Origin of the sequence: Streptacidiphilus monticola, assembly GCF_042658505.1 — a bacterium.
In the GTDB taxonomy this organism is placed as follows: Bacteria; Actinomycetota; Actinomycetes; order Streptomycetales; family Streptomycetaceae; genus Streptacidiphilus; species Streptacidiphilus monticola.
The window spans coordinates 81,159-100,544 of the sequence record NZ_JBHSQJ010000064.1; the positions used below are offsets into that span (position 1 = coordinate 81,159).

Annotated in this window: 21 protein-coding genes; 4 read left to right on the forward strand and 17 right to left on the reverse strand. The window is 70.7% G+C overall.

The window, feature by feature from the left end; genetic code table 11:
- Window positions 1–163: 163 nt before the first annotated feature.
- Window positions 164–517 (forward strand): YciI family protein, encoded by a 354-nt coding sequence (locus tag ACFP3V_RS15925; RefSeq protein WP_380583815.1) that lies wholly within the window; start codon window positions 164–166, stop codon window positions 515–517.
- Window positions 518–792: 275 nt separating this feature from the next.
- Here the strand turns inward: ACFP3V_RS15925 and mhpA are convergent, their stop codons facing one another.
- From mhpA to ACFP3V_RS15960, 7 genes are read right to left on the reverse strand one after another with little or no spacing between them, the layout of a single operon-like run.
- The gene (mhpA, locus tag ACFP3V_RS15930; protein WP_380583817.1) at window positions 793–2,421 is read right to left on the reverse strand and encodes a bifunctional 3-(3-hydroxy-phenyl)propionate/3-hydroxycinnamic acid hydroxylase MhpA; all 1,629 of its coding nucleotides are present in this window, start codon (window positions 2,419–2,421) and stop codon (window positions 793–795) included.
- Complete coding sequence (locus ACFP3V_RS15935) at window positions 2,418–3,200, reverse strand: HpcH/HpaI aldolase family protein (RefSeq protein ID WP_380583818.1); 783 nt, start codon at window positions 3,198–3,200, stop codon at window positions 2,418–2,420. The genes mhpA and ACFP3V_RS15935 overlap by 4 nt, the downstream gene beginning before the upstream one ends.
- Window positions 3,197–3,661 (reverse strand): nuclear transport factor 2 family protein, encoded by a 465-nt coding sequence (locus ACFP3V_RS15940; protein WP_380583820.1) that lies wholly within the window; start codon window positions 3,659–3,661, stop codon window positions 3,197–3,199. Before ACFP3V_RS15940 ends, ACFP3V_RS15935 begins: the two co-directional genes overlap by 4 nt.
- Window positions 3,662–3,663: 2 nt before the next feature.
- Window positions 3,664–4,458 (reverse strand): 2-keto-4-pentenoate hydratase, encoded by a 795-nt coding sequence (locus ACFP3V_RS15945; protein WP_380583822.1) that lies wholly within the window; start codon window positions 4,456–4,458, stop codon window positions 3,664–3,666.
- Window positions 4,455–5,375 carry an alpha/beta fold hydrolase gene (locus ACFP3V_RS15950; protein ID WP_380583824.1) on the reverse strand — a complete coding sequence of 307 codons (921 nt, stop codon included), beginning with the start codon at window positions 5,373–5,375 and terminating at the stop codon, window positions 4,455–4,457. The genes ACFP3V_RS15945 and ACFP3V_RS15950 overlap by 4 nt, the downstream gene beginning before the upstream one ends.
- A complete protein-coding gene (locus ACFP3V_RS15955) occupies window positions 5,372–6,307 on the reverse strand; it encodes a 3-carboxyethylcatechol 2,3-dioxygenase (protein ID WP_380583826.1) in 936 nt (311 codons plus the stop codon). The genes ACFP3V_RS15950 and ACFP3V_RS15955 overlap by 4 nt, the downstream gene beginning before the upstream one ends.
- Window positions 6,308–6,353: 46 nt before the next feature.
- A complete protein-coding gene (locus ACFP3V_RS15960; RefSeq protein ID WP_380583828.1) occupies window positions 6,354–7,715 on the reverse strand; it encodes an MFS transporter in 1,362 nt (453 codons plus the stop codon).
- 239 nt (window positions 7,716–7,954) lie between these two features.
- On the opposite strand from ACFP3V_RS15960, the gene ACFP3V_RS15965 reads away from it, so the two are divergent.
- The 3 genes from ACFP3V_RS15965 to ACFP3V_RS15975 all read left to right on the forward strand — a co-directional run bounded on the left by ACFP3V_RS15965 (window position 7,955) and on the right by ACFP3V_RS15975 (window position 10,387).
- Window positions 7,955–8,587: a TetR family transcriptional regulator gene (locus ACFP3V_RS15965; protein ID WP_380583830.1), complete on the forward strand. Its 633-nt coding sequence runs from the start codon at window positions 7,955–7,957 to the stop codon at window positions 8,585–8,587.
- The gene (locus tag ACFP3V_RS15970) at window positions 8,580–9,335 is read left to right on the forward strand and encodes an SDR family oxidoreductase (RefSeq protein WP_380583832.1); all 756 of its coding nucleotides are present in this window, start codon (window positions 8,580–8,582) and stop codon (window positions 9,333–9,335) included. Before ACFP3V_RS15965 ends, ACFP3V_RS15970 begins: the two co-directional genes overlap by 8 nt.
- 395 nt (window positions 9,336–9,730) lie before the next feature.
- The gene (locus ACFP3V_RS15975) at window positions 9,731–10,387 is read left to right on the forward strand and encodes a hypothetical protein (protein ID WP_380583833.1); all 657 of its coding nucleotides are present in this window, start codon (window positions 9,731–9,733) and stop codon (window positions 10,385–10,387) included.
- A 178-nt stretch (window positions 10,388–10,565) separates the two neighbouring features.
- Here ACFP3V_RS15975 and ACFP3V_RS15980 read toward each other — a convergent pair whose 3' ends face one another.
- The 10 genes from ACFP3V_RS15980 to ACFP3V_RS16025 all read right to left on the reverse strand — a co-directional run bounded on the left by ACFP3V_RS15980 (window position 10,566) and on the right by ACFP3V_RS16025 (window position 19,370).
- Window positions 10,566–11,357: a class I SAM-dependent methyltransferase gene (locus tag ACFP3V_RS15980; protein WP_380583835.1), complete on the reverse strand. Its 792-nt coding sequence runs from the start codon at window positions 11,355–11,357 to the stop codon at window positions 10,566–10,568.
- A 50-nt stretch (window positions 11,358–11,407) separates the two neighbouring features.
- Window positions 11,408–12,250, reverse strand: a complete 843-nt coding sequence (locus ACFP3V_RS15985; protein WP_380583837.1) for a helix-turn-helix domain-containing protein — start codon at window positions 12,248–12,250, stop codon at window positions 11,408–11,410.
- A 186-nt stretch (window positions 12,251–12,436) separates the two neighbouring features.
- Window positions 12,437–13,585, reverse strand: a complete 1,149-nt coding sequence (locus tag ACFP3V_RS15990) for a L,D-transpeptidase (RefSeq protein WP_380583839.1) — start codon at window positions 13,583–13,585, stop codon at window positions 12,437–12,439.
- A gap of 363 nt (window positions 13,586–13,948) precedes the next feature.
- Window positions 13,949–14,293, reverse strand: a complete 345-nt coding sequence (locus ACFP3V_RS15995) for a phosphatase domain-containing protein (protein WP_380583841.1) — start codon at window positions 14,291–14,293, stop codon at window positions 13,949–13,951.
- Between the two features lie 138 nt (window positions 14,294–14,431).
- On the reverse strand, window positions 14,432–14,935 hold the full coding sequence (locus ACFP3V_RS16000) for a P-loop nucleotide/nucleoside kinase family protein (RefSeq protein WP_380583843.1): 504 nt from the start codon (window positions 14,933–14,935) through the stop codon (window positions 14,432–14,434).
- 319 nt (window positions 14,936–15,254) lie between these two features.
- Complete coding sequence (locus ACFP3V_RS16005; protein ID WP_380583845.1) at window positions 15,255–15,473, reverse strand: helix-turn-helix transcriptional regulator; 219 nt, start codon at window positions 15,471–15,473, stop codon at window positions 15,255–15,257.
- Between the two features lie 9 nt (window positions 15,474–15,482).
- Window positions 15,483–15,890 (reverse strand): hypothetical protein, encoded by a 408-nt coding sequence (locus ACFP3V_RS16010; RefSeq protein WP_380583847.1) that lies wholly within the window; start codon window positions 15,888–15,890, stop codon window positions 15,483–15,485.
- A gap of 192 nt (window positions 15,891–16,082) precedes the next feature.
- Complete coding sequence (locus tag ACFP3V_RS16015; protein WP_380583849.1) at window positions 16,083–16,970, reverse strand: carbohydrate ABC transporter permease; 888 nt, start codon at window positions 16,968–16,970, stop codon at window positions 16,083–16,085.
- Complete coding sequence (locus ACFP3V_RS16020) at window positions 16,967–17,944, reverse strand: carbohydrate ABC transporter permease (RefSeq protein ID WP_380583851.1); 978 nt, start codon at window positions 17,942–17,944, stop codon at window positions 16,967–16,969. The genes ACFP3V_RS16015 and ACFP3V_RS16020 overlap by 4 nt, the downstream gene beginning before the upstream one ends.
- Window positions 17,945–18,047: 103 nt before the next feature.
- Window positions 18,048–19,370 carry an ABC transporter substrate-binding protein gene (locus tag ACFP3V_RS16025; protein ID WP_380583853.1) on the reverse strand — a complete coding sequence of 441 codons (1,323 nt, stop codon included), beginning with the start codon at window positions 19,368–19,370 and terminating at the stop codon, window positions 18,048–18,050.
- Window positions 19,371–19,386: the final 16 nt, after the last annotated feature.

Sequence of the window (19,386 nt, forward strand, 5' to 3'; positions counted from 1 at the left end):
CGGCCCGCGTCATGTGGTCGGCAGCGCGACCACATCCCGCGGGAGGCGCCGCGCACGGCGGCGCCTCGGCGGCGGACCAGGAGCTCGGGGCCGGCGAGCCGGCGGACGGACTCGGCGTTGTCGTACAGGCGCGGATCCAGCACAGGCCGATACGATCCGCGCCATGGACTTCGACCGCTTTACGGTCGCCCTGCTGCAACTTCGTCCCGACGCTCCCGAACTCGACGAAGCGGCTGCGGCGGCCCTCCAGGACGCCCACATGAACCACCTGGCCGAGCTTCACGAGAGCGGCGTCCTCCTGGCGGCGGGGCCCCTGCTCGACACCGACAGCCCGTTCCGGGGGCTTTCGATCTTCCGCGTCGGTCCTGCCGAGGCGCAGGCACTGGCGGAGCGTGATCCGGGTGTGCTCGCCGGCCGCTACTCGGTCACCGTGCTGCCGTGGATGGTCCCGGGCGGTGCCGTCACGTTCTCCCCCACACGGTTCCCCCACTCCGCAGCCGAAGCTGCCGGGGACTGAACGCCCGTGCGGTGGCCCGGCAGTCGCGCCGGCGTGTCAGCGCCCGTCCGCCAGGCACGGCACAGCCCTGAGCTCGGTTGCCCCAGGGACCGGGGCGGCATCTGGGGACGCACCGAGAGGACGAAGGGCCGGTCGGGGGTCGTCGGAACCCGGGCGACCAGGGGGCCTCGCGGACGGTGTTGCGCAGGGTGCCGAGGCGGGTGACCTCGACCTCGACGACGTCGCCAACGGCGAGTACACGTCGTCGACCCCGGAGGACCGGTTCGGCTCCGTCCTCAGCCCTCCGGCGTGGTGGTCAGACAGGCGGCTGCGAAGACCCGGCCGAGCACGTCGTCGAGTTCCTGGGCGAGGCACTCGGCGGCGATGACGTGGTCGGGCCGGATGACCACTGCGCCGACCGGGCGGGCGTCGAACCAGGCCTGCAGGCCCGCCTCGCCGCCGAGGTCGCCGACGACGGTGACGCCGGGCGCGGCGTGCTTGCGCGCCCACGGCAGTTGCGCCCTGGGCACCACCTGCACGAGCCGGGCGCCGAGGCGGTCCAGCACGGCGAGCCGCCGCACCGACACGAACGCGGTCGGGTCGTTGTTCCAGGTGACGATCCGCCAGCCCTGTCCGGTGGCGTCGTCGAGGAGCATCTCCACGCCGTCGGTGTCGGTGGCGCGCGGCTGCGGGAAAATCGTGCCGGCGAGCCGCGGCACGTCGCGGGCCGGGAGCGTCTTGAACACCGGCAGCGGGGTGTGCACCACGACGCCCTCGTCGAACGTGGGCTGCGGCTTGAACGCCTGCCGTTTCTGCGCCTCGCGCTCCTCAGCGGTGCGGCTCGCGGCGATCCGGTCGCGCTCCGCGGCCTTGACCGGGTCGTGGTCCGTCATCTCCTTGGCCATGCCGAGCGAGACGGCCACCATCTGCCGGACGTGGCCCAGCCGTTCGGTCTCGTACGTGTCCAACAGGGCGTCGTCGGCCAGTCCCTTGACGACGGCGGCGAGCTTCCAGCCGAGGTTGAAGGCGTCGCGGATGCCCGAGTTCCAGCCCTGGCCGCCCACGACGGGCATGACGTGCGCGGCGTCGCCTGCGAGGAGGATCCGCCCCTCTCGGAAGCGGCCGGCTATCCGGGCGTGGTGCCGGTAGACGCGGCGCCGGATGATGTCGAGCCTGGACGGGTCCGGCACGTGCGGGGCGAGCAGCCCGAAGACGAACGCGTCGTCGTCGGCGAGGTCGGGGCTCTCGTGCTCGAAGAGGGTGAACTCCCATCGGCGGATGCCGTGCGGCAGCGCGATGGAGGCGTAGCTGCGCCTCGGATCGCCGCCGAAGACGGCGTGGGGCGTGCCGATCGGGTCGTTGGCGACGTCGATCACCAGGCCGTCGCTGGGCCGGGTCTCGCCGTCGAAGGAGATGCCCAGGCGCTTGCGGGTGGGCGAGGCGCCGCCCTCGGCGGCGACGGCGTACCGGGCGCGGACCTTCGTGCCGTCCGCGAACGCGGCGACCACTCCGTCCGCGTCCTGGACGAGGTCGGTGACCTCGGCGCCGAAGCGCACGCAAGCGTTCGGGAAGCGGTCCAGGCCTGCCAGGAGCACCCGGTCCACCAGCGGCTGTACGAAGCCGTTGCGCCGCGGCCAGCCGAACTCCCGTGTGGTCGGGTTGACTTCGGACAGGATCAGTCGGTCCCCGTTGACCATGTAGATCTTCTGGTCGGGGATGGTGTGCGGGAGCACCCCCTCGACGAGGCCTGCGGTCTGCATCGCGCGCAGGGCCTCGTCGTCGATGCCCACGGCCCTCGGGTAGTCGATGAGTTGCTGCTCGCGCTCGGCCACGAGGACGCGGACGCCGTGCTGTCCGAGGAGATTGGCCAGGGTCAGGCCGACGGGGCCCGCCCCGACGACGAGGACGTCGCAGGCGGTGGTCATGAAATGCTCCCAGCGGTGGATCGTGCCGAGCCGAGCCCGGCGATGGTGTCGGTGAACCCGCGGTTCAGCAGGACGAGATCGATGCCCAGGCCGGCGTAGTCGACCAGGCCTTCGGCGAACAGCCCTGCCGTGTAGGCGGGTTGGCCCGAGTAGATGCCGAGGGTGACACCGTGCGCGGTCGTCAGCCGGCGCAGGTGCGTGATCGCCTCCCGGACCGGGCCGTCCTCCCAGTCGCCGCGTCCGGGCAGACCGAAGGAGACGGCGAGGTCGGCCGGGCCGATGTAGACGGAGTCCAGGCCGGGGGTCGAGATGATCTCCTCGGCCCGGTCCAGGCCGGTCCTCGTCTCGATCTGGGCGACGGCGGACACCGCGCGGTTGCCGGCGTCCGTGTACGGCTCGCCGGGGGTGCCCGGGTACAGCGCGGGCCGGGACGGGCCCAGGCTGCGGTTGCCGATCGGCGGGTACTTGGTGGCGGCGACCAGGGCCTCGGCTTGGGTGCGGGACTCGACGGTGGGCGCGACGATGCCGCGGGCACCGCTGTCCAGCAGCCGCAGGATCGGGGCCGGGTCCAGCGATCCGACGCGCGCGTACGCGTAGGGATTCCGGCGCGGAACCGCGCGCAGGATGCCGCAGGCGGCCTCCAGCCCGACCTCACCGTGCTGGAGGTCGACGATGACGCCGTCGTATCCGGCGGCCGCCGCCCACTCCGGCAGCGACGCCGACGGCAGCGACTGGTGGTACAGGACAGGCCTGGCGCCGCCCAGCGCCGCCCGCTTCACCGGGCTGATCCTTCCTGCGTGGCCAGCCGGGCGGCATGCGCGGCCGCTGCCTGCCCGCCGAACACCGGCACGACCTCGCGGCGGGCGAACAGCCACCGGCCGTCGACCTTTCGGTAGCGCTCGCGGAACTCGCCCACCGAGGCGGGCTGCGTCTGCGGCTCATGGGCGTCGCGGAAGGTGAGGTACTGCACGGTGCCCTCGACCTCCTCACCGTCCCACACCAGGCGGATGCCGCCGACGAAGTGACGGCCGGTCAGGCCGGTCTGCTGGACGCGCTTGGCGCCCCAGGCCCTCATGCCCTCGCGGTCCATGTCGCCCATCGGGCCGGTGGAGGTGCCGTCCTCGGTGTACAGCTGCCAGGTGGTGTCGGCCTGGTGGTGGTCGAGGCGGTAAAGCAGCTCCGCGATGAGCTGCTCGATCTCGACGCGGGTCGTCGGGTCGACGGGGCGGTAGTCGCTCATGTTCAGCCTTTCGAATCCGCGGTCGCGACCACGCGACCGAGTCCGGTGATGGTGGCGACGCACTCGACGTCGGCGGGCCAGGGCTCGATGTAGCCGATGGAGCCGGACAGCAGCACCTCGCCCGCGCGCAGCGGCTCGCCGGTGCGTAGCGCCGTCTCGGCGAGCCAGATGACGGCGTTGACCGGGTCGCCCAGGACGTTGCTGCCCACCCCCCGGGTGATCTCCTGGCCGCCGCCGGTGATGACCATCTCCACCGCCGTCAGATCGGCCTCCCCGTAGGGGTGTTGCTCCTCGCCGAGGACGACGCCGCTGCAGCCGGCGTTGTCCGCGATGGTGTCCACGATCTGCCCCACCGATCCGCTGTAGCGGAAGTCGACGACCTCGAACGCGGGGGTGACATGGTCGATCGCGGCCTCGACGGCCTCGCGGGTGGGCTCCAGGATGTCGCTCTTGAGTACGAAGGCGACCTCCGCCTCGATCAGCAGCCGGTTGTACCGGGACAGCGGCAGGTGCGTCCCGGAGGCGTGCACCATGTCGTCGTGGAGGATCCCGTAGTCGGGTTCGCAGATGCCCACGCGCTGCTGGACGAGCGGGTTGGTCAGGCCGACCTTGCGGCCCACCCGTCGCACGCCCAGCTCGCGCTCGCGCAGGGCGGCGAACTCTGCGGAGATGGCGTAGGCCGCGTCGAGGTCGCGTTCGGGCAGCCGGGGGCTCACATAGGGGACGGTGTACACGCCGCGCTTGGCCTCGAACAGCTCGCGCGCGATCTTGTCGATGGTCTCCTTGGACACGTTCACGTGTGGTCCTCTCGTCCGGCCAGACCCGTGCCCTGCCTGGTCAGGAAGGCGACCGCGGCGGAGTTGAACTGCGCTGCGCCCTCCCACTGGGGCCAGTGCGCGGCGTCGCGGATCAGCAGGAACTCGCCGTCGGGGATCAGTGAGCACAGCCGCTCGCCCTCGGCGGCGTCGCCGGTCGGCTCGTGGTCGGTCCAGACCATCAGGGCGGGGACGGGGAGCGCCGCGAAGTCGTCGTCCGTGACCTGGTTGCGTCGGCGCCGCTCCGGCTCCCGCAGGGCGGACACGTAGGCCATGTCGAAGCCCTCGCGGGCGTAGATCGCCTGGCGCACCCGGACCAGTTCGTCAGTGATCTTCTCGGGGTCGTGGATGACGACCTGCAGGCGCTGCTTCACGTTCTCGAACGTCGGCTCGCTGACCGCCCGGGCGCTGACCGACTGCGTCCGGTCCAGCTTCGGCTCCTCGACCATCCGGCCGCCCGGCGCGGAGAGGATCACCGTGTGCAGCCGGTCGGGGTGCTTGGGCGCGAACTTGAGCGCGAGCCAGCCGCCGAGGGACTCCCCCGCGAGGTGCACCCGCTCCAGCCCGAGTACGTCGAGCAGCGCCAGCAGGTGTTGCTCGTAGTCGGGGATCTCCAGGGGGTGGTCCACCGGGCTGGTGTAGCCGTGGCCCGGGTAGTCGTAGCCGATCACCCGGTACCCGGCCGCCACGAGCGGACGGACGTTCTGCGTCCACGCCTCGATGTGGCCACTGGTGCCGCTGGCGAGCACGACCGCCTGCGCCTGGGCTCCGGCTCCGGCTCCGGCTCCGGCGAAGTCGAGGACCCGGGTGCGGTAGCCGCCCGCGTCCACGTACCGGAGCGTGTGCTCGAGGTCCGCGATCTCCTCCCAGAACGTCGCCACGTGCTGTGCCCGGCTCATGCGGTCACCGCCGCCTGGATCGCGAAGCCGGAGCCCCACTTCTCGACCGCCCAGTAGTGGTCGACCGCCAACCGGTAGGGGCCGGCCGTGGACAGCGCCGCGTAGGCGGCGATCCAGCTGCGCATCTCGTGCGCGGCCGAGCCGCCCTCCGCCATGAACCAGCCGTTCTCCCACGCGTCGGCGGCGGTCAGGTCGCCGGAGCGCAGCACGCCGAGGACGAGCGAGTCCCACTCCTCGTTCAACGGGTCGCTCGGTGCCTTTCCGTCGGCGATCGCCTGGATGCCCCGGACGATCAGCTGCTCCCGCTGGTGCCGTTCCTCCGGCGTGGGCCCGTATGCGACCAGCCGCTCCTGGACGGTGTCGGGGGCGCCGTCCCAGCGCGGGATCGGCGGGCTGTGGGAGATCCCTCCCGAGGCGACGAAGAGGATCCTCCTGTCCATCGCCCGGGCGGCCCGCCCGAACGCTTCGCCCATCAGGCGCACCCGTTTCATCGGCGAGAGGGGCAGCCCGATCGCGTTGACGAACACGGGCACGATCGGCTGGGTGAAACCCCGCCCGAAGACGAAGTCGAGCGGCTGGACCACGCCGTGGTCGACCGTCATCCGCTCACTGCGGCCGATGTCGATGCCGTCGGCCAGGACGGCGGCGTGGAACCGGCGGGCGGCCCCGGCGTCGACCGGGAGCGGCCCCGAGGTGGTGCCGTAGTCACCGACACCCTCGGCCGCCGCCCCGATCGCCCACGGGGTCATCAGCGAGTACAGCTGCCCGTTGAAGTGGTCCGGGCCGAAGACCACGACCAGGTCGGGGGCGAAGGCGGCGACGAACGCCCGGACCTCGTCGATGGCTGCGTTGATCTCGGCGAACGTCTCCCCGCCCGGGTCGACGTTGCCGAAGGACGGCGCGTGGGAGAGCGCTGCGACGGCCAGCGGCATGGCGTGGCTCCTCAATTCTCGGATGGGCTCGAAGGGTTGGCCGGCGTTATGCGGTCGCTGCGGCCAGCGGGGACTGGGCCTCCGGCGCGTCCGAGCCGGCCCGCCCCTGGCTCAGGTGCAGGCCCACGACGCACAGGCCGGCGACCAGCATGGGCAGGGCGAAGACGGTGAAGGCCGTCCCCATGCCCATGCCGCTGTCGAAGGCGGCGCCGCCGACGATCGGCGCCGCGATGCCGCCGAACCGGCCGAAGCCGATGACGACACCGAAACCGGTCGAGCGGGCCAGCGTCGGGTACAGCGAGGGGACGATCGCGTAGAAGCCCGCGGTACCGGCGCAGACGAAGAACGAGGCCACGAAGAGCGTCCACCACGCCGTCGGCATCGCCGTGCCGACCAGACCGAACACCGCCAGCGTCACCGTCGCCAGGGCCAGGAAGACCGGGGTGAGGAGCCGGGCGTTGAACCTGTCGGCGAGGAAGCCGAAGACCACGTTGCCCAGGATGCCGCCGATGCTGAAGGCGGTGACCAACTGCGCTGCCATCGGCGGATTGTGGTGGGCGTCCGCGACCGTGCTCGGCGCCCAGTTCGTCATGAAGTAGAAGCTGAGCATGTAGGCGAGGTAGCCGACCGTCATCAGGAACGTGTAGGCGCCGGTGCGGCCGGTGAACACGGTCCGCAGCAAGCCCTTGGTCCGAACGGCGGTCGAGTCCGACTCGGGAAGCGCGTCGAGGGTGGGGCGGTGCATCTTGGCCAGCAGGGTGTTGAGCCGCTCCAGGGAGTCCGCGCGTCGCCCCTCGGAGAGCCAGGCGAGCGACTCGGGCAGGAAGGCCAGGGTGGCGGCCGCGGCGACCACGCTCAGCACGAAACCGGCCCACCAGCCGAACTGCCAGCCGTGGGCACCGAGCATCGGCCCCACGACCATGGAGCCGAGCAGTCCGCCGATGTTGATCGCGGCCGCGTAGACGGCCATCACCAGCCCGTACACGCGCTTGCCGGTGTACTCGGCGAGCACGACGCCGACGACGGACACCAGGGCGCCGATGCCGACGCCGGTGATGATGCGGCTGACGACCAGGGGGCCGGTCCCGCTCTCCGGTGACGCGAACGGGCCGATGAGCATGCCCACCGCGATCGTGATGGTCGAGGCGACGCCCATCTTGCGCCGGCCGATGCGGTCGGCGAGCGGCGCGACGATGATCGAGCCGACGAGCATGCCGATCAGGGCGCCGGACATCACGAGGCCGAGCTCGGCCTTGGAGACCCCGAAGCCCTTCTCGATGTACGGCGCGGCGAACGACGTCAGCGAGACGTCATAGCCGTCGAGCACGACCAGGGCGATCGCGACGATGACGGCACGGATCTGCAGACCGCTCATTCTCTCTCGAGCGATGTGATCGGTGATCCTCATGGAGGGTCTCCCTGTTGGGGGCGGAGCGGACCTCTGCCTTCGCAGTGGCCCGCAGGAGATGAGGGGGTGGACCCGCGTACCGGGTCGTGTTCCGTGGGAGGTTCGCCCGACGCCATCCAGAGCAGATGCTCTAGAGTTGTCGTTCTAGAATGTTCATTACGATGAATCCCGGCCATCCCGATGTCAAGGTCCGGCGTGGATTTGGTAGAACGAAGACCGACGATCAGGAAGGGGGACCGATGGCCAGGCGGAAGACCCATCAGGCGTCCGAGACGTCCCGGCAGGCGATCCTCGAAGCCGTGCTCTCCCGCGCGGTCGAGGCCGGATACGAGGGCACCACCATGGCCGACGTCGCCCGCGCGTCCGGGCTGCCGATCGGATCGGTCTACTGGCACTTCCAGAACAAGGAGCAGCTCTTCGTCGCGCTGCTCGACTACTGCTTCGAGGTCTGGAAGCAGACCAACACCTCGACCGGTGGCATGCGCGACCTGCTGCGCCACAGCATCAGCCAGTCGGCGGCCGCCTCTGCCAGCCTGGCCGACCCGGCCGCCGCGTTCTGGAGCATCGGACTCGTCTTCGCCTTCGAGCGGCGCCTGCAGGACAACCTCGCACGACAGCGGTACCTCGCCATCCGCGAGGAGATGTTCCAGTTCGTCACCTCGCAGCTGCGGGCCTCCTACCCGGGGGTTCCCGAGCCCGTCGCCACCCAGCTCGCCCACGACATGGCCGTCATGGGACGGGCGCTCACCGACGGCTTCCGCGTGGCGGCGGCGGCAGGCGACGACACCGACTTCACCCGGTACGCCGACCTCGCCGCCGACGCCCTCGAGGCCCTGGTCGCCGCCCGCCTGAAGGAATACACGGATGCCTGACGCCGCTCCTCCGCCCGCGGCCGCGGCAGACACGGCAGGCAGGGCCGACAAGGTCGCGATCGTCGTCGGCGGCGGCTCCGGCATCGGCGCCGCCTGCGTGCGGGAGTTCGCGAGCACCGGCTACCACGTCGTCGCCATGTCGCCCTCGGGCAGGGCCCGGGCCCTGGCGGAGTCCCTCGGCGGCGCCGGCGTGGACGGCTCCCACACCCGCGTCCAAGACCTCCAGGACTGCGTCGACCTCGCCATGTCGCGGTACGGCCGCATCGACGCCGTGGTCAACAGCAGCGGCCACGCCGCTCGCGGCCCGCTGCTCGACATCACCGACGAGCAGTGGCTGCAGGGCGCCGACCTCTACCTGCTGAACGTCGTCCGCATGGCACGGATCGTGACGCCCTGTCTGATCGCCTCCGGCGGCGGCGCGATCGTCAACATCTCCACCGCCGGCGTCTTCGAGCCCACCCCGATGTTCCCGGTGTCGGTCACGATGCGCGCGGCGCTGGCATCCTTCACCAAGCTCTACGCCAACGAGTACGGCCCGCGAGGCGTCCGGATGAACAACCTGCTCACCGGGCTGACCAAGGACGACCCCGACACGGTCCCCGCCGAGTGGACGAGCGGCATCCCGCTGCGCCGGGCCCAGAGCACCGCGGAAGCCGCCCGCTTCGTCCGGTTCCTCGCAAGCGACGAGTCCGCCTACATGACCGGCCAGAACCTCCGCGTCGACGGCGGCGAGACGCGCTCGCTCTGATGCGGCAACCAGCCCGACCCAAGGGTGGCGCCGGCGAGGTTCGCCGGCGCCACCCTTGCCTTGCCGCAGTGGGGGCCGTAGCTGCCCCTGCTACGGACGGATCAGTCCGTGTTCACCACGCGCCACCACTGACTGTCGGCGTTCGTGTGCCGGGGGCCGCGCAACCCGGTCCGCAGCCGAGACGGCGTCCCCACCCGCGGGCCCGGCAGTCCCCCGGGACGCCCGGCGGCGTGGCTCGTGCGGCGGCCGGAGACCCGCGCCTGGGATTCGCTCGAGTCGCTTCCGCGCCTCCCGATCGGCCGGCCGGCGACGGCCGGTGGGTGCCTCCTTCGGGCCCTCGGTCGATTGTGGTCGAATCCGCACACGACGACATCTCGCGGTGCCACAATCGGCCAATGTCAGAAGAGACTTCGACGGCTCAGCACGCGTCGATCAAGGTCAGGGCCGACAACAGCGTCTACAAGACGCCGCTGATCGGCGGGGCTCCACTGATCGTGCTGGGGACGCTGCGCCTCGGGCTACGGCTGGATGCGGGGCGCGGGACTTCGCCGGGGGCTGGCTGGGCGGGGCTGATCGTCGGAATCCTGGCGGTCGTCGTCCCCTTCGTGTGGTTCGCCGGTGGTCTGGCGCTGCGCCGGGCCAAAGCGTCGATCGTGCTGGAGGACGGCACGCTGAGCGTCCGGGACCGGTGGGGGCACCTGGTGCGGCACTCGCTCGAGGAGGACGTGACCGGCCTGCACAAGGTGCGGATACCGGTGGAGGGGCACAAGGACCGCGTGGTGATCACTTTGGTGGAGGAGCCGCCGCTGGTGCTCGACACCCGCCTCTGGGAGCAGGCACAACTGCAGCGCCTGTTCGACCGGTTGACCGCCCCGCCGGCACAAGCACCCGTGCGCGAGGTGGGGTTGGTCAGCTGGTCCGATTTCCGCACGCGCTTCCCCGGCGCGAAGGTGCCGTGGCGTCAGGTGCACGGATGGTGGTTCGCAGCGTTCGTCACCGTTCTCGTCATCGCCTACATCGCCTTCTTCGTGAACCTGGCCTACTTCGTCTGACGACCTGCACCCCCGCCCGCGCGGAAGGCACTCGCCCGGGCCGGGCCGGCGGCCCCCCACGGTCGCCGGACCGACCTGCCTGCCCCACGTGAGAACCGCGCGCGGCAGGGCGGCCCGAGCGTGAACGGCACCGCCCTCGGATCCAGTCGGTCTTCCGACTGGTTGCCCAGGATCGGCGTCAGGCGGCGGCCGTCGGCGACTCCTTGACGGCACGCAGCAGTGAGACAGCGAACCAGGGGCCCCCGTACCAGTAGCCGGGCCCGAGCGGACGCACGGTGGTGGGCTGCCTGCCTGCTCCGGAGTCTGGGTGTCCGGGACGGGCGCGGTCGAGGTGGGCGGCGTACTCCTTCACCGCCCACCAGAAGTCCGCCACGACGAGCAGCCCGCCGGGGCGCAGCACGCGCATGGCCTCGTCGACCGCTCGGTGGCGCGCCCCGCGCGTCGGGATGTTGTGGATGGCGAGCGCACTCGTCACGACGTCGAAGGAGCCGTCCTCGAACGGCAGCGCGGTCATGTCCGCCGTGTGCAGTTCGACGCGATCGGCGACACCGCCCGCAGCGGCGTTGTCACGGGTGGCCTCGGGGTTGTTGCCGCTCTGGTCCTTCCCGGACCACAGGTCCACGCCGTGGGCCTGCCCCCGCGGCAGGCGCCGGGCCGCCTGGATCAGCACAGCGCCGCGTCCGCAGCCGAGGTCGAGCAGCCGCTCGTCGCCCTGCAGCTCGATCCGGTCCAACTCGCGTTCCCAGATGCTCAGTTTGCCGTGGAGCGTGGTGTGCAGGTACACGCCGGTGGAGGCGAGTACCGCCGAGCCGACGGCTGCTACCGCCGCGCGTCCGCGCCATGCCGGCCGCCACCGGGCGGCGGCGAGGCAGCAGGCGGCGCCCACCGCGCCGGTGAGAGCAGGGAAGGCCGGCGCGTCGACGCCGTAGCACGGCTGCCGGAGTGGGTGGTCGTGGTGTTCGTTCGGCATACGCCCAGCGTGGCAAGACCCGTGGCACGGAGTATTGAAGAAATGTTCCCTCAGCCGCCCCAGGCCAACGGGTCCACGTCCAGCCACGGTTCACCGGCCGCCGCGGCCGGGGTGGCGCCGGTGAGCGCCACGACGTCCCGATGCAGATGGGACTGGTCGGCGTAGCCACTCTCCGCCGCCACGCGGGCCGCGCCGTCACCGGCCGCAAGCCGATGGACGGCATGGTCGAACCGGACGAGATTGGCGGCCTGCTTGGGCGGCAGGCCGATCTGCGCCTGGAACCGGGACCACAGGCGCCTGCGGCTCCAGCCCACCTCGGCCGCCAGCGCCTCGACGCGCACGACGCCGCGACTCGCCAGGATCCGACGCCACACCCGGCCCACCTCCGGATCGACGCACGGCCCTTGCGCGATCCGCCCGGCCAGCAGTGCGTACGTCAACGCGAAGCACTGCTCCCAGGAGGAGGCGGCGTCCAGTTGCTCACGGATCCGCGCGGCCTCCCGTCCCCACACCTCGTCGAGGGCGACCACCGCGCCGTCCAGGTCGGCGGGCGCGATGCCGAGCGCGGCGCGCACGACCAAGGGGGACAACCGCACCTGCACACCCGAGAAGCCGCCGCCCCGCACCCGAACCCCACCGCGACTCCCGGCCCCGAGCCCGGCGACGACGCTCCCCGGGACACGCCGCCCACCGGAGTCGTCCACCCAGTGGCTCCCCGAGCCGAACCCCAGCGCCAGCATCACCGTCGGCTGCGGGATCATCTTCAGGTCGACCGCCGACGCTCCACAGTCCCGGAACCCGGCCATCCTGAACCCGGCCACGCGGTAGCGCCGCTCGGGCACGGCGACCTCCCAGACGCCAGACCCGTCACCTTCCCCCACGGCGGATCGCATCCCCCGATCCTACGCGGTCGTCAGCACGACGAACTCGACCGGCACGAACGGGAAGTAGGGCCGCGGTCCTCTGCGCACACCGTGCCCCGCGACCGGCTCGACCGCACGCGGCCTGCTCCCCCGTGACGCACGAAGGAGCAGGCCGTCACACGCTTTGCCGTGCAGCCGGCGGAGGAGGCCGCGGCCTCAGCTGCTGGTCGTCGTCCAGGCGCTCCAGGACATGTTCCAGCCGTTGAGGCCGTTTCCAGGCTGCACGGTCCTGTCGGGCGTGCCCTTGACGATGACGACGTCGCCGATCAGCGAGTTGTTGTAGAACCAGGCGGCGGGCGTGCTGGGATCGCCACCGCCGCGGACGTCCCGCAGACCCACGCACCCGTGACTGGTGTCCTGGTTGCCGAAGACGAAGGAGGGACGCCAGTAGTTGCCGTGGATGAAGGTGCCCGAGGTCGTCAGCCGCATCGCGTGCGGGACGTCCTTGATGTTGTAGGAGCTGCCGAGACCCACGGTCCGCGAGTCCATGTCGATGACCCGGTACTTCTCGCTGATCACCATCTGACCGTTGTAGGTGGTGTGGCCGGGGGCGCCGAGGCTTCCCGGCAGAGTGCGCACGAGCTTCCCGTCGCGCACGACCAGGAGTTGCTTGGTGCGGTCGTCGATGGTGGAGATCTGACTGCGCCCGATGGCGAAGGTGATGTCCTGCTGCTGGGTGCCGTAGGCGCCCGGCGCGGTCTGCACGCCGTCGAGCCGCAGATGCACGGTGGCCCGGGTTCCGGGCGTCCAGTACTGCTGCGGGCGGAAGTCCACTTGGTCGTCGCCGAACCAGTGCCCGACGACGAGGACGGCCGGGGTGGCGCTGACGGTGATCGCGCGCATCACTGCGGCCTTGTCGCTGACCGGGTCCTTGAAGCGGACCTCGACTTCCATGCCCACGCCGTACGTCTCCCCGGCAACGACGTTGACGGTGGCGGCGGCCTTGTGTGCGGGCGTCAGCGTGGTGAAGGCCGACTGCTGGGTGACGGTGTGTCCGGAGCTGTCCTGGGCTGTGGCCGTCACCTGGTAGTGGGTGCCGGTACGCAGCGGGCGGCTCGGCGTCCAGGTCGTGCGGTCGGCCGACACCTTGCCCGGGACGTTCGTATCCCCCGGAGCGGTGACGGTGATCCGGGTGAGCTTCCCAGCCGCCGCGGTCACGCGCAGGGCGCCGGTCGGGGCGACCTTCGTTGCGCCGTCGGCGGGCGAGATCGCCACGGTGGCGGTGGCGGCCGGGACCGTGGCGTCGCCGTTCGGATGAGTGTTCGGTGATCCGCTGCAGCCTGCGGCGAGGGCCAGCGAAGCCACTGCCGCAGAGAGAGCGACGACCCGTCGGGTTCGGTGTGCGCGCAAGGTGTTCCCCTGGGCCTTCGGGACGGTTGCCATGTCGTCATCGTCGCCGCATCCCGCCGCCCACCGCCGCCGGTGATGGTTCAACCGGGGGCTGTGGAAGGCATCGCCGCAGCTCGGACCTGGTCGAGCAGGCCCGCGCGGCACCTCGCGGTTACTGGACCCCGATCCCTCCTTGGCCGGACAGCTGGTGACGGAGCGAACGGCAGGTCAGGCGGTGACCGGCGGCGCGTTCCAGCCGGGAACGACAGTGCAGGGGATCTTCTCCCGCCGCCACAGCTGGATGACGTTGGGGTTGTCGTCCCAGGCGTGCACCGGACGTTACCGGGCGCGGAGGTGCCGCAGGATCTCCCGCTTGACCACGTAGTCGCGGCGGTAGTCGTTGGCGCCGCGCATCCACATGCCATCGGACGGCACCTCGTGCCGGGCGAGCCACATCGCGGTGAGGCTGCGCCACTTCTCCGCGCGGCCGGTGACGATGAGCACGGCGCGGCCGGCTTCGTGTTGCGCGCGGGCGGCCTGGACGACCCAGTCGTGCGCGGGTACGTCGGCGCTGGCGCGGTGGAACGCGTCGAAGCCGCCGGGCCCGTCGATCAGGTGCCGTATGTTGCGCACGTCGGCGAGCGTGCCGTCCATGTCGAAGATGACGGCCTCACGTTTGGTCATGCGGCCGACGGTAGCCGCGGGCAACGGCGGTTCTCCACCGGATTCCGGGCGCCGGTTGACGGTGAGTCACGCGTCCCGGTCGCAGGGACCGTTCACCGCGCGAAGGTTGCAGGCCCAGCCGAACGGGCTCGACTGTCCTCAGGCTGAGGGCTGCAGGACCACCTGCTCACCCTCTCCGTCCGGCTCCTCGAAGTTGGCCAGGTAGCGATCGAACAGCGCCTGGTCCACGGTGACGCAGTCGGCGCCCTCCTCGCTGTTGCGTACTGCGAGGCGCTGCTCCAGCGTCGTCCGATCCGCCTTGAGATGGATCAGCTCCCACCGGCAGCCGTGGTCCTCGATCAGCGCCTTGTAGTCATCACGGGCGGCCCGGCTCCAGAAGCTGTAGTCCACCACCACATCCCGCCCGGCCAGCATCAGCTCGACCAGTTGCCGCCGCTGCTCGCGACGGACCTCTTCCTTGAGCTGGTCGAACGCCTGCGCCTCCAGCACCCGGCCGGCGTCGCGCTGCCCGAGTCGTTGCCAGACCACCTCGTCGATCGAGAGCCGAACGTAACCGCGTCGCACCAGCTCCATCGCGTAGGTGGTCTTGCCCGCTCCCGGAAGACCGCACATCAGCACCACCGTGCTCAATTCCTGCGTCACAGGGGAAGGTTAGACCTTCACACTGCCCCACCGGCGCAGGCCGGTACGGTCACCGCCGTGTCGGCGCTCCGAGCACTCCCTGGGCACCGTCGGAACCTCGCGCTTCGGCGACCGCGAGACCGGGCAGTCCTGGCGCACTCAAAAAGGATGGTCAGGACGAGGGTCGTGATCCGGTCAGCAGACGGCGATCGGCGTGGGCCGGCGATGTCCATCGCCCCGACGACGGTCCGCCAGTACGTGGCCCAGGCGCAGCGACGACTGCGAGCCGCTGACCCTTGTCGACCGTTCTCCTGAAAGGCCCGGCTGAGGGACGCCGATGTCAGGCCGGGTCGCCCTTCGTCTCCGTCCGGTCGGGACGGAAGATTTCCTCAATGGTCAGGCCGAAGACGTCAGCGATGGTGAACGCCAGAGGCAGGCTGGGATCGTGCCGCTCGGTCTCGATGGCGTTGATGGCCTGCCGGGAGACCTGGCAACGGTCGGCCAGGTCGGCCTGGCTCCACCGGCGAGCGGCCCGAAGTTCGCGGAGTCGGTTCTTCACAGTGCGCCGTCACCGGTTCAAGCGGGTTCGCAGGTCGGCGATCGTCATCCAGATGGCCACGCCGCCGAGGAGGATCAGTTCCGCGAGCTGATGGAGCTGAATGACGCCTGCGGCATCGAGCAGGGTGGCCACCTGCAGCGCCACGAGGACTACGGCGAAGGCGATGGCCATGCTCTCCAGCTGAACCCTGCGCAGGTACTCGTCCGCCCGCCGGAACGCCCGCCACAGAGCCCAGGCGATCGCGAGGGTGAAGGCGACCGTGGCCGCGATCCACCAGGTCTTCTGCTCAGTGCTCTGATGGGGGTTGCTGCCCAGGGCCAGAGCTGTCACGCCCAACGCGGACACCGGTATGCCATCGATGAGTACGGCGCGGCGGGCCGCGTGCGTCACCTGGTCCTGCTGCGCCTGCTTCGTCATACGACGAATGTAAGGTCTGCCTTCCAGCAAGTCAAGCAAACCTGACTTGCTGGAAGGCAGACCTTACATCAGCAAGACCGAACGACCGACGGCTCCTCACGCGAGGGGTTGTGGAGGGCGAGCACACAGAAACGCGCGGAGGCTCCCGCCGCCCGCCCCTGCCGACTGCGGCGAAGTAGCCCCCGCGGCAGGCTACTTGACGGCCCCCGCGGTCAGGCCCCGGCGCCAGAAGCGCTGGAGGCTCACGAACGCGAGCAGCAGCGGGATCAACGACAGGAACGCTCCCGTGATCGGCAGCAGCGGCGGCACGCCGTTGGCGAACTCCGAGCGCCACTGCACGAGGCCGACGGTGACCGGCAGGCGGGACGGGGAGTTGAGCATGAGCGACGGGAGCAGGTAGTTGTTCCAGATGCTGACGAACTGGAACAGGAAGACCGTCACCAGTGCCGGGGCCATCAGCGGCAGGGCGATGCCGTAGAAGGTACGGCGTTCACTCGCGCCGTCGAGCCGCGCCGCTTCCAGCAGTTCGTCCGGGACGGACGCCGCGGCGAAGATCCGGCACAGGTAGACGCCGAACGGGCTGACGCAACTGGGCAGCAGGACCGACCAGTAGGAGTCGGTGAGGTTCAGCTTGGCCATGAGCAGGAACAGCGGCAGCGCGAACATCGGCGCCGGGATCAGGACCGAGGCGAGGATGACGTTGAAGGCGCCTTCCCGGCCACGGAAGTGGAACTTGGACAGCGCGTAGCCGGCCATCGCCGACAGCAGGGTGCTGACGGTCGCGCCGACGAGGCTGTACAGAGCGCTGTTGGCGAGCCAGGTGGAGAAGACACCGCCGTTGAACCGGAAGACGGCCTCGACGTTGGTCAGCAGGTCGAAGTGGGAGAACCACAGCGGCGCGCCCGTGTAGAGGTAGCCCGAACCCTTGGTCGCGGAGACGAACAGCCACCACAGGGGGACCAGCGTGTACAGGGCCATCAGCCCGAGCACGCCGTTGACGGCGACCTTGCTCGCCAACTGCCTGCCGTTTCGGGCTGCTTGGACCGGTCGGGCCGGTCGGGCGTCCAGGACCGTGCTCATGCCATGGCTCCCTTGCGCTGGTTGTACTTGAGGAACCCAAACGAGAGCACGAGCGTGACCAGCGCGAGGACGACGGACTCGGCGGCGGCGAGGTTCTGGTTGTCCAGGTCCATGCCCAGCGTCGTGTTCATGATCGGGGAGAACTTGGGCGAGACGCCGGGGATGCGCGCGCCGACGAGCACGGCCGGCTCCGTGTACAGCTGCGCCGTCCCGATGATGGAGAAGACGGTGGTCAGCACCAGTGCGGGACGAACCAGGGGGATCTTCACGTGCAGGGCCAGGCGCCATCCGGTGCAGCCGTCGATCGCGGCGGCCTCCACCACCTCGGCGGGGATCGTCTGCAGCGCGGAGTGGAGGATCAGCATGTTGTAGCCGGTCCAGCCCCAGGTGATCATGTTGCCGATCGAGACGGGGACCCAGGACGGCGACAGGAAGTCGACGGACACACCGATATGGGCCAGGGGGCCGGTGAACGGCGAGAGGCTCTTGAGCAGCAGGAAGGACCACATCACCGCCGCGATCGCCCCGGGCAGCGCGTACGGCAGGAAGAAGGTGAGCCGGAAGGTCTTGCGCAGCCGCGCCGAACCGGAGTCCAGCAGCAGCGCGAGCAGCAGGGCCAGGCCGAGCATGACGGGGACCTGGACGCAGCCCAGCAGCAGCACCCGGCCTATCGACGCGAGGAAGTCGTGGTCGCGGAGGGCAGCGGAGTAGTTGGACAGTCCCGCGAAGGCGGTTGACCTTGAGCCGCCGAACAGTCCGGTGCGGTGCACGGTGAAGAAGCTCTGGTAGATCGCGTAGCCGATGGGCGCGACCATCATGGTGAGGAAGAGCACCGCGAACGGTGCGAGGAAGCCGGACGCGGTCAGCGCGGCGCGGTGGCCGGCGCGCCGGGGCCGGCCGGCTGGAGGTGTGCGGGGAACCGCGGGACCCGACCGCGGTGGCGGCGCGGTGCGGGTGCTGCTGGGACTGGTCATGGGAAACCTCGCTGGGCGGTTCGTCAGGGGCGGGTTCCCGCGGCGCCGGTGGCCGGTGGCCGGTGGCCGCGGGAACCCGTTCGGGCGGCTGGGTGACGGGGCCTCAGCCGTTGGTCACCGACAGTCCGAGCTGCTTGATCGCGGCGACCGTCGAGGCCTGCACCTTGGTGACGGCGGCCGGAATGGGGCCCTGGCCCATGGCGGTGGTGAAGTCGGTCTCGACCTGCTGGTAGGTCGGGCCGTTGGTCCACGTGGTGGGGATCTGGGCGGCGGAGGCCTTGTACAGGTCGCCGACCTTCTGGCCGCCGAAGTAGGGGTCGCCGGCCGTGAGGGGGGCGGCGTTCTGTCCGGCCGTCGATGCGGGGTACAGGCCGCCCTCGGTGATGGCGGTGTTCAGGGCCTTCGGATCGGTGGACAGGAAGGCGGCGAACTGCTCGGCCTCGCGGGGCGTCTTGCACCCGGTCATCACGGAGGTGGCCGAGCCGCCGTTGCTGGAGCTCTTGCCGTCACCGGCGCTCCAGGTCGGCATGGGCGCCACCGCCCACTTGCCGGCCAGGTCCTTCAGGTCCTGCTTCAGGCCGGCCGCGGCCCAGGCCGCGTTGACGAACGTCAGCACCTTGCCCGCCTCTGAGGCCTTGTCGAACTGCGGGTCCCAGGCGTTGCCGCTGCTGGTCACCAGGCCCTTGTCCTTCAGGCCCTGCCAGTAGGCGGCGACCTTGCGGGTGCCGGGGTTGTCGATGGAGACGGTCCAGCTGCTCCCGCTGGTCGAGTACCACGACTGGCCGGTCTGCAGGGTGAACGCCGCCAGGTCGTTGCCGTCACCCGGCGGGGTGCCGAACTTCACGCTCGGGTCGGCGGCGGCGACCTTCTCGGCGTCGGCCTGGTACTCGGCCCAGGTGGCCGGGGGCCTGGCGATGTGGAACTTCGCGAACAGGTCCTTGCGGTAGAAGAGGACCATCGGGCCGACATCCACCGGGATGCCGTAGATCTTGCCGGCGATGCTGGAGGCCGACACGGTCGCCGGGGTGAACTTGGCCATGTCGCCGCTCGCGTACTGGGTGATGTCCATGAGCACGTTCTTCACGAGCATCGACGGGATCGTGCCGTACTCGATCTGGGCCAGGCACGGGCCCTTGCCGGCGGTGATCGCGTCGGAGAGCTGGGTGTAGCCGCCCTTGCCGCCTGATGGGATCTGCTTGAAGGTGACCTTGATGTCGGGGTGGGCGGCGTTCCACTCGGCGACGATCTTGTCGTAGGAGGGTGCCCAGCCCCAGAACTCCATGCTCACCTGGGAGTTCTGGGCCGGTTCTCCGCCGGGGCCGGAGCCCGGGCTCTTGGCGCTGCTGCAGGCGCTGATGCCGGCCGCGAGGACTGCCGCGGTGGCGAGCGCCACCAGTCTGCGGTTGCGTATGGTGGTGCCGTCCATGTGAGAGACCCTTTTC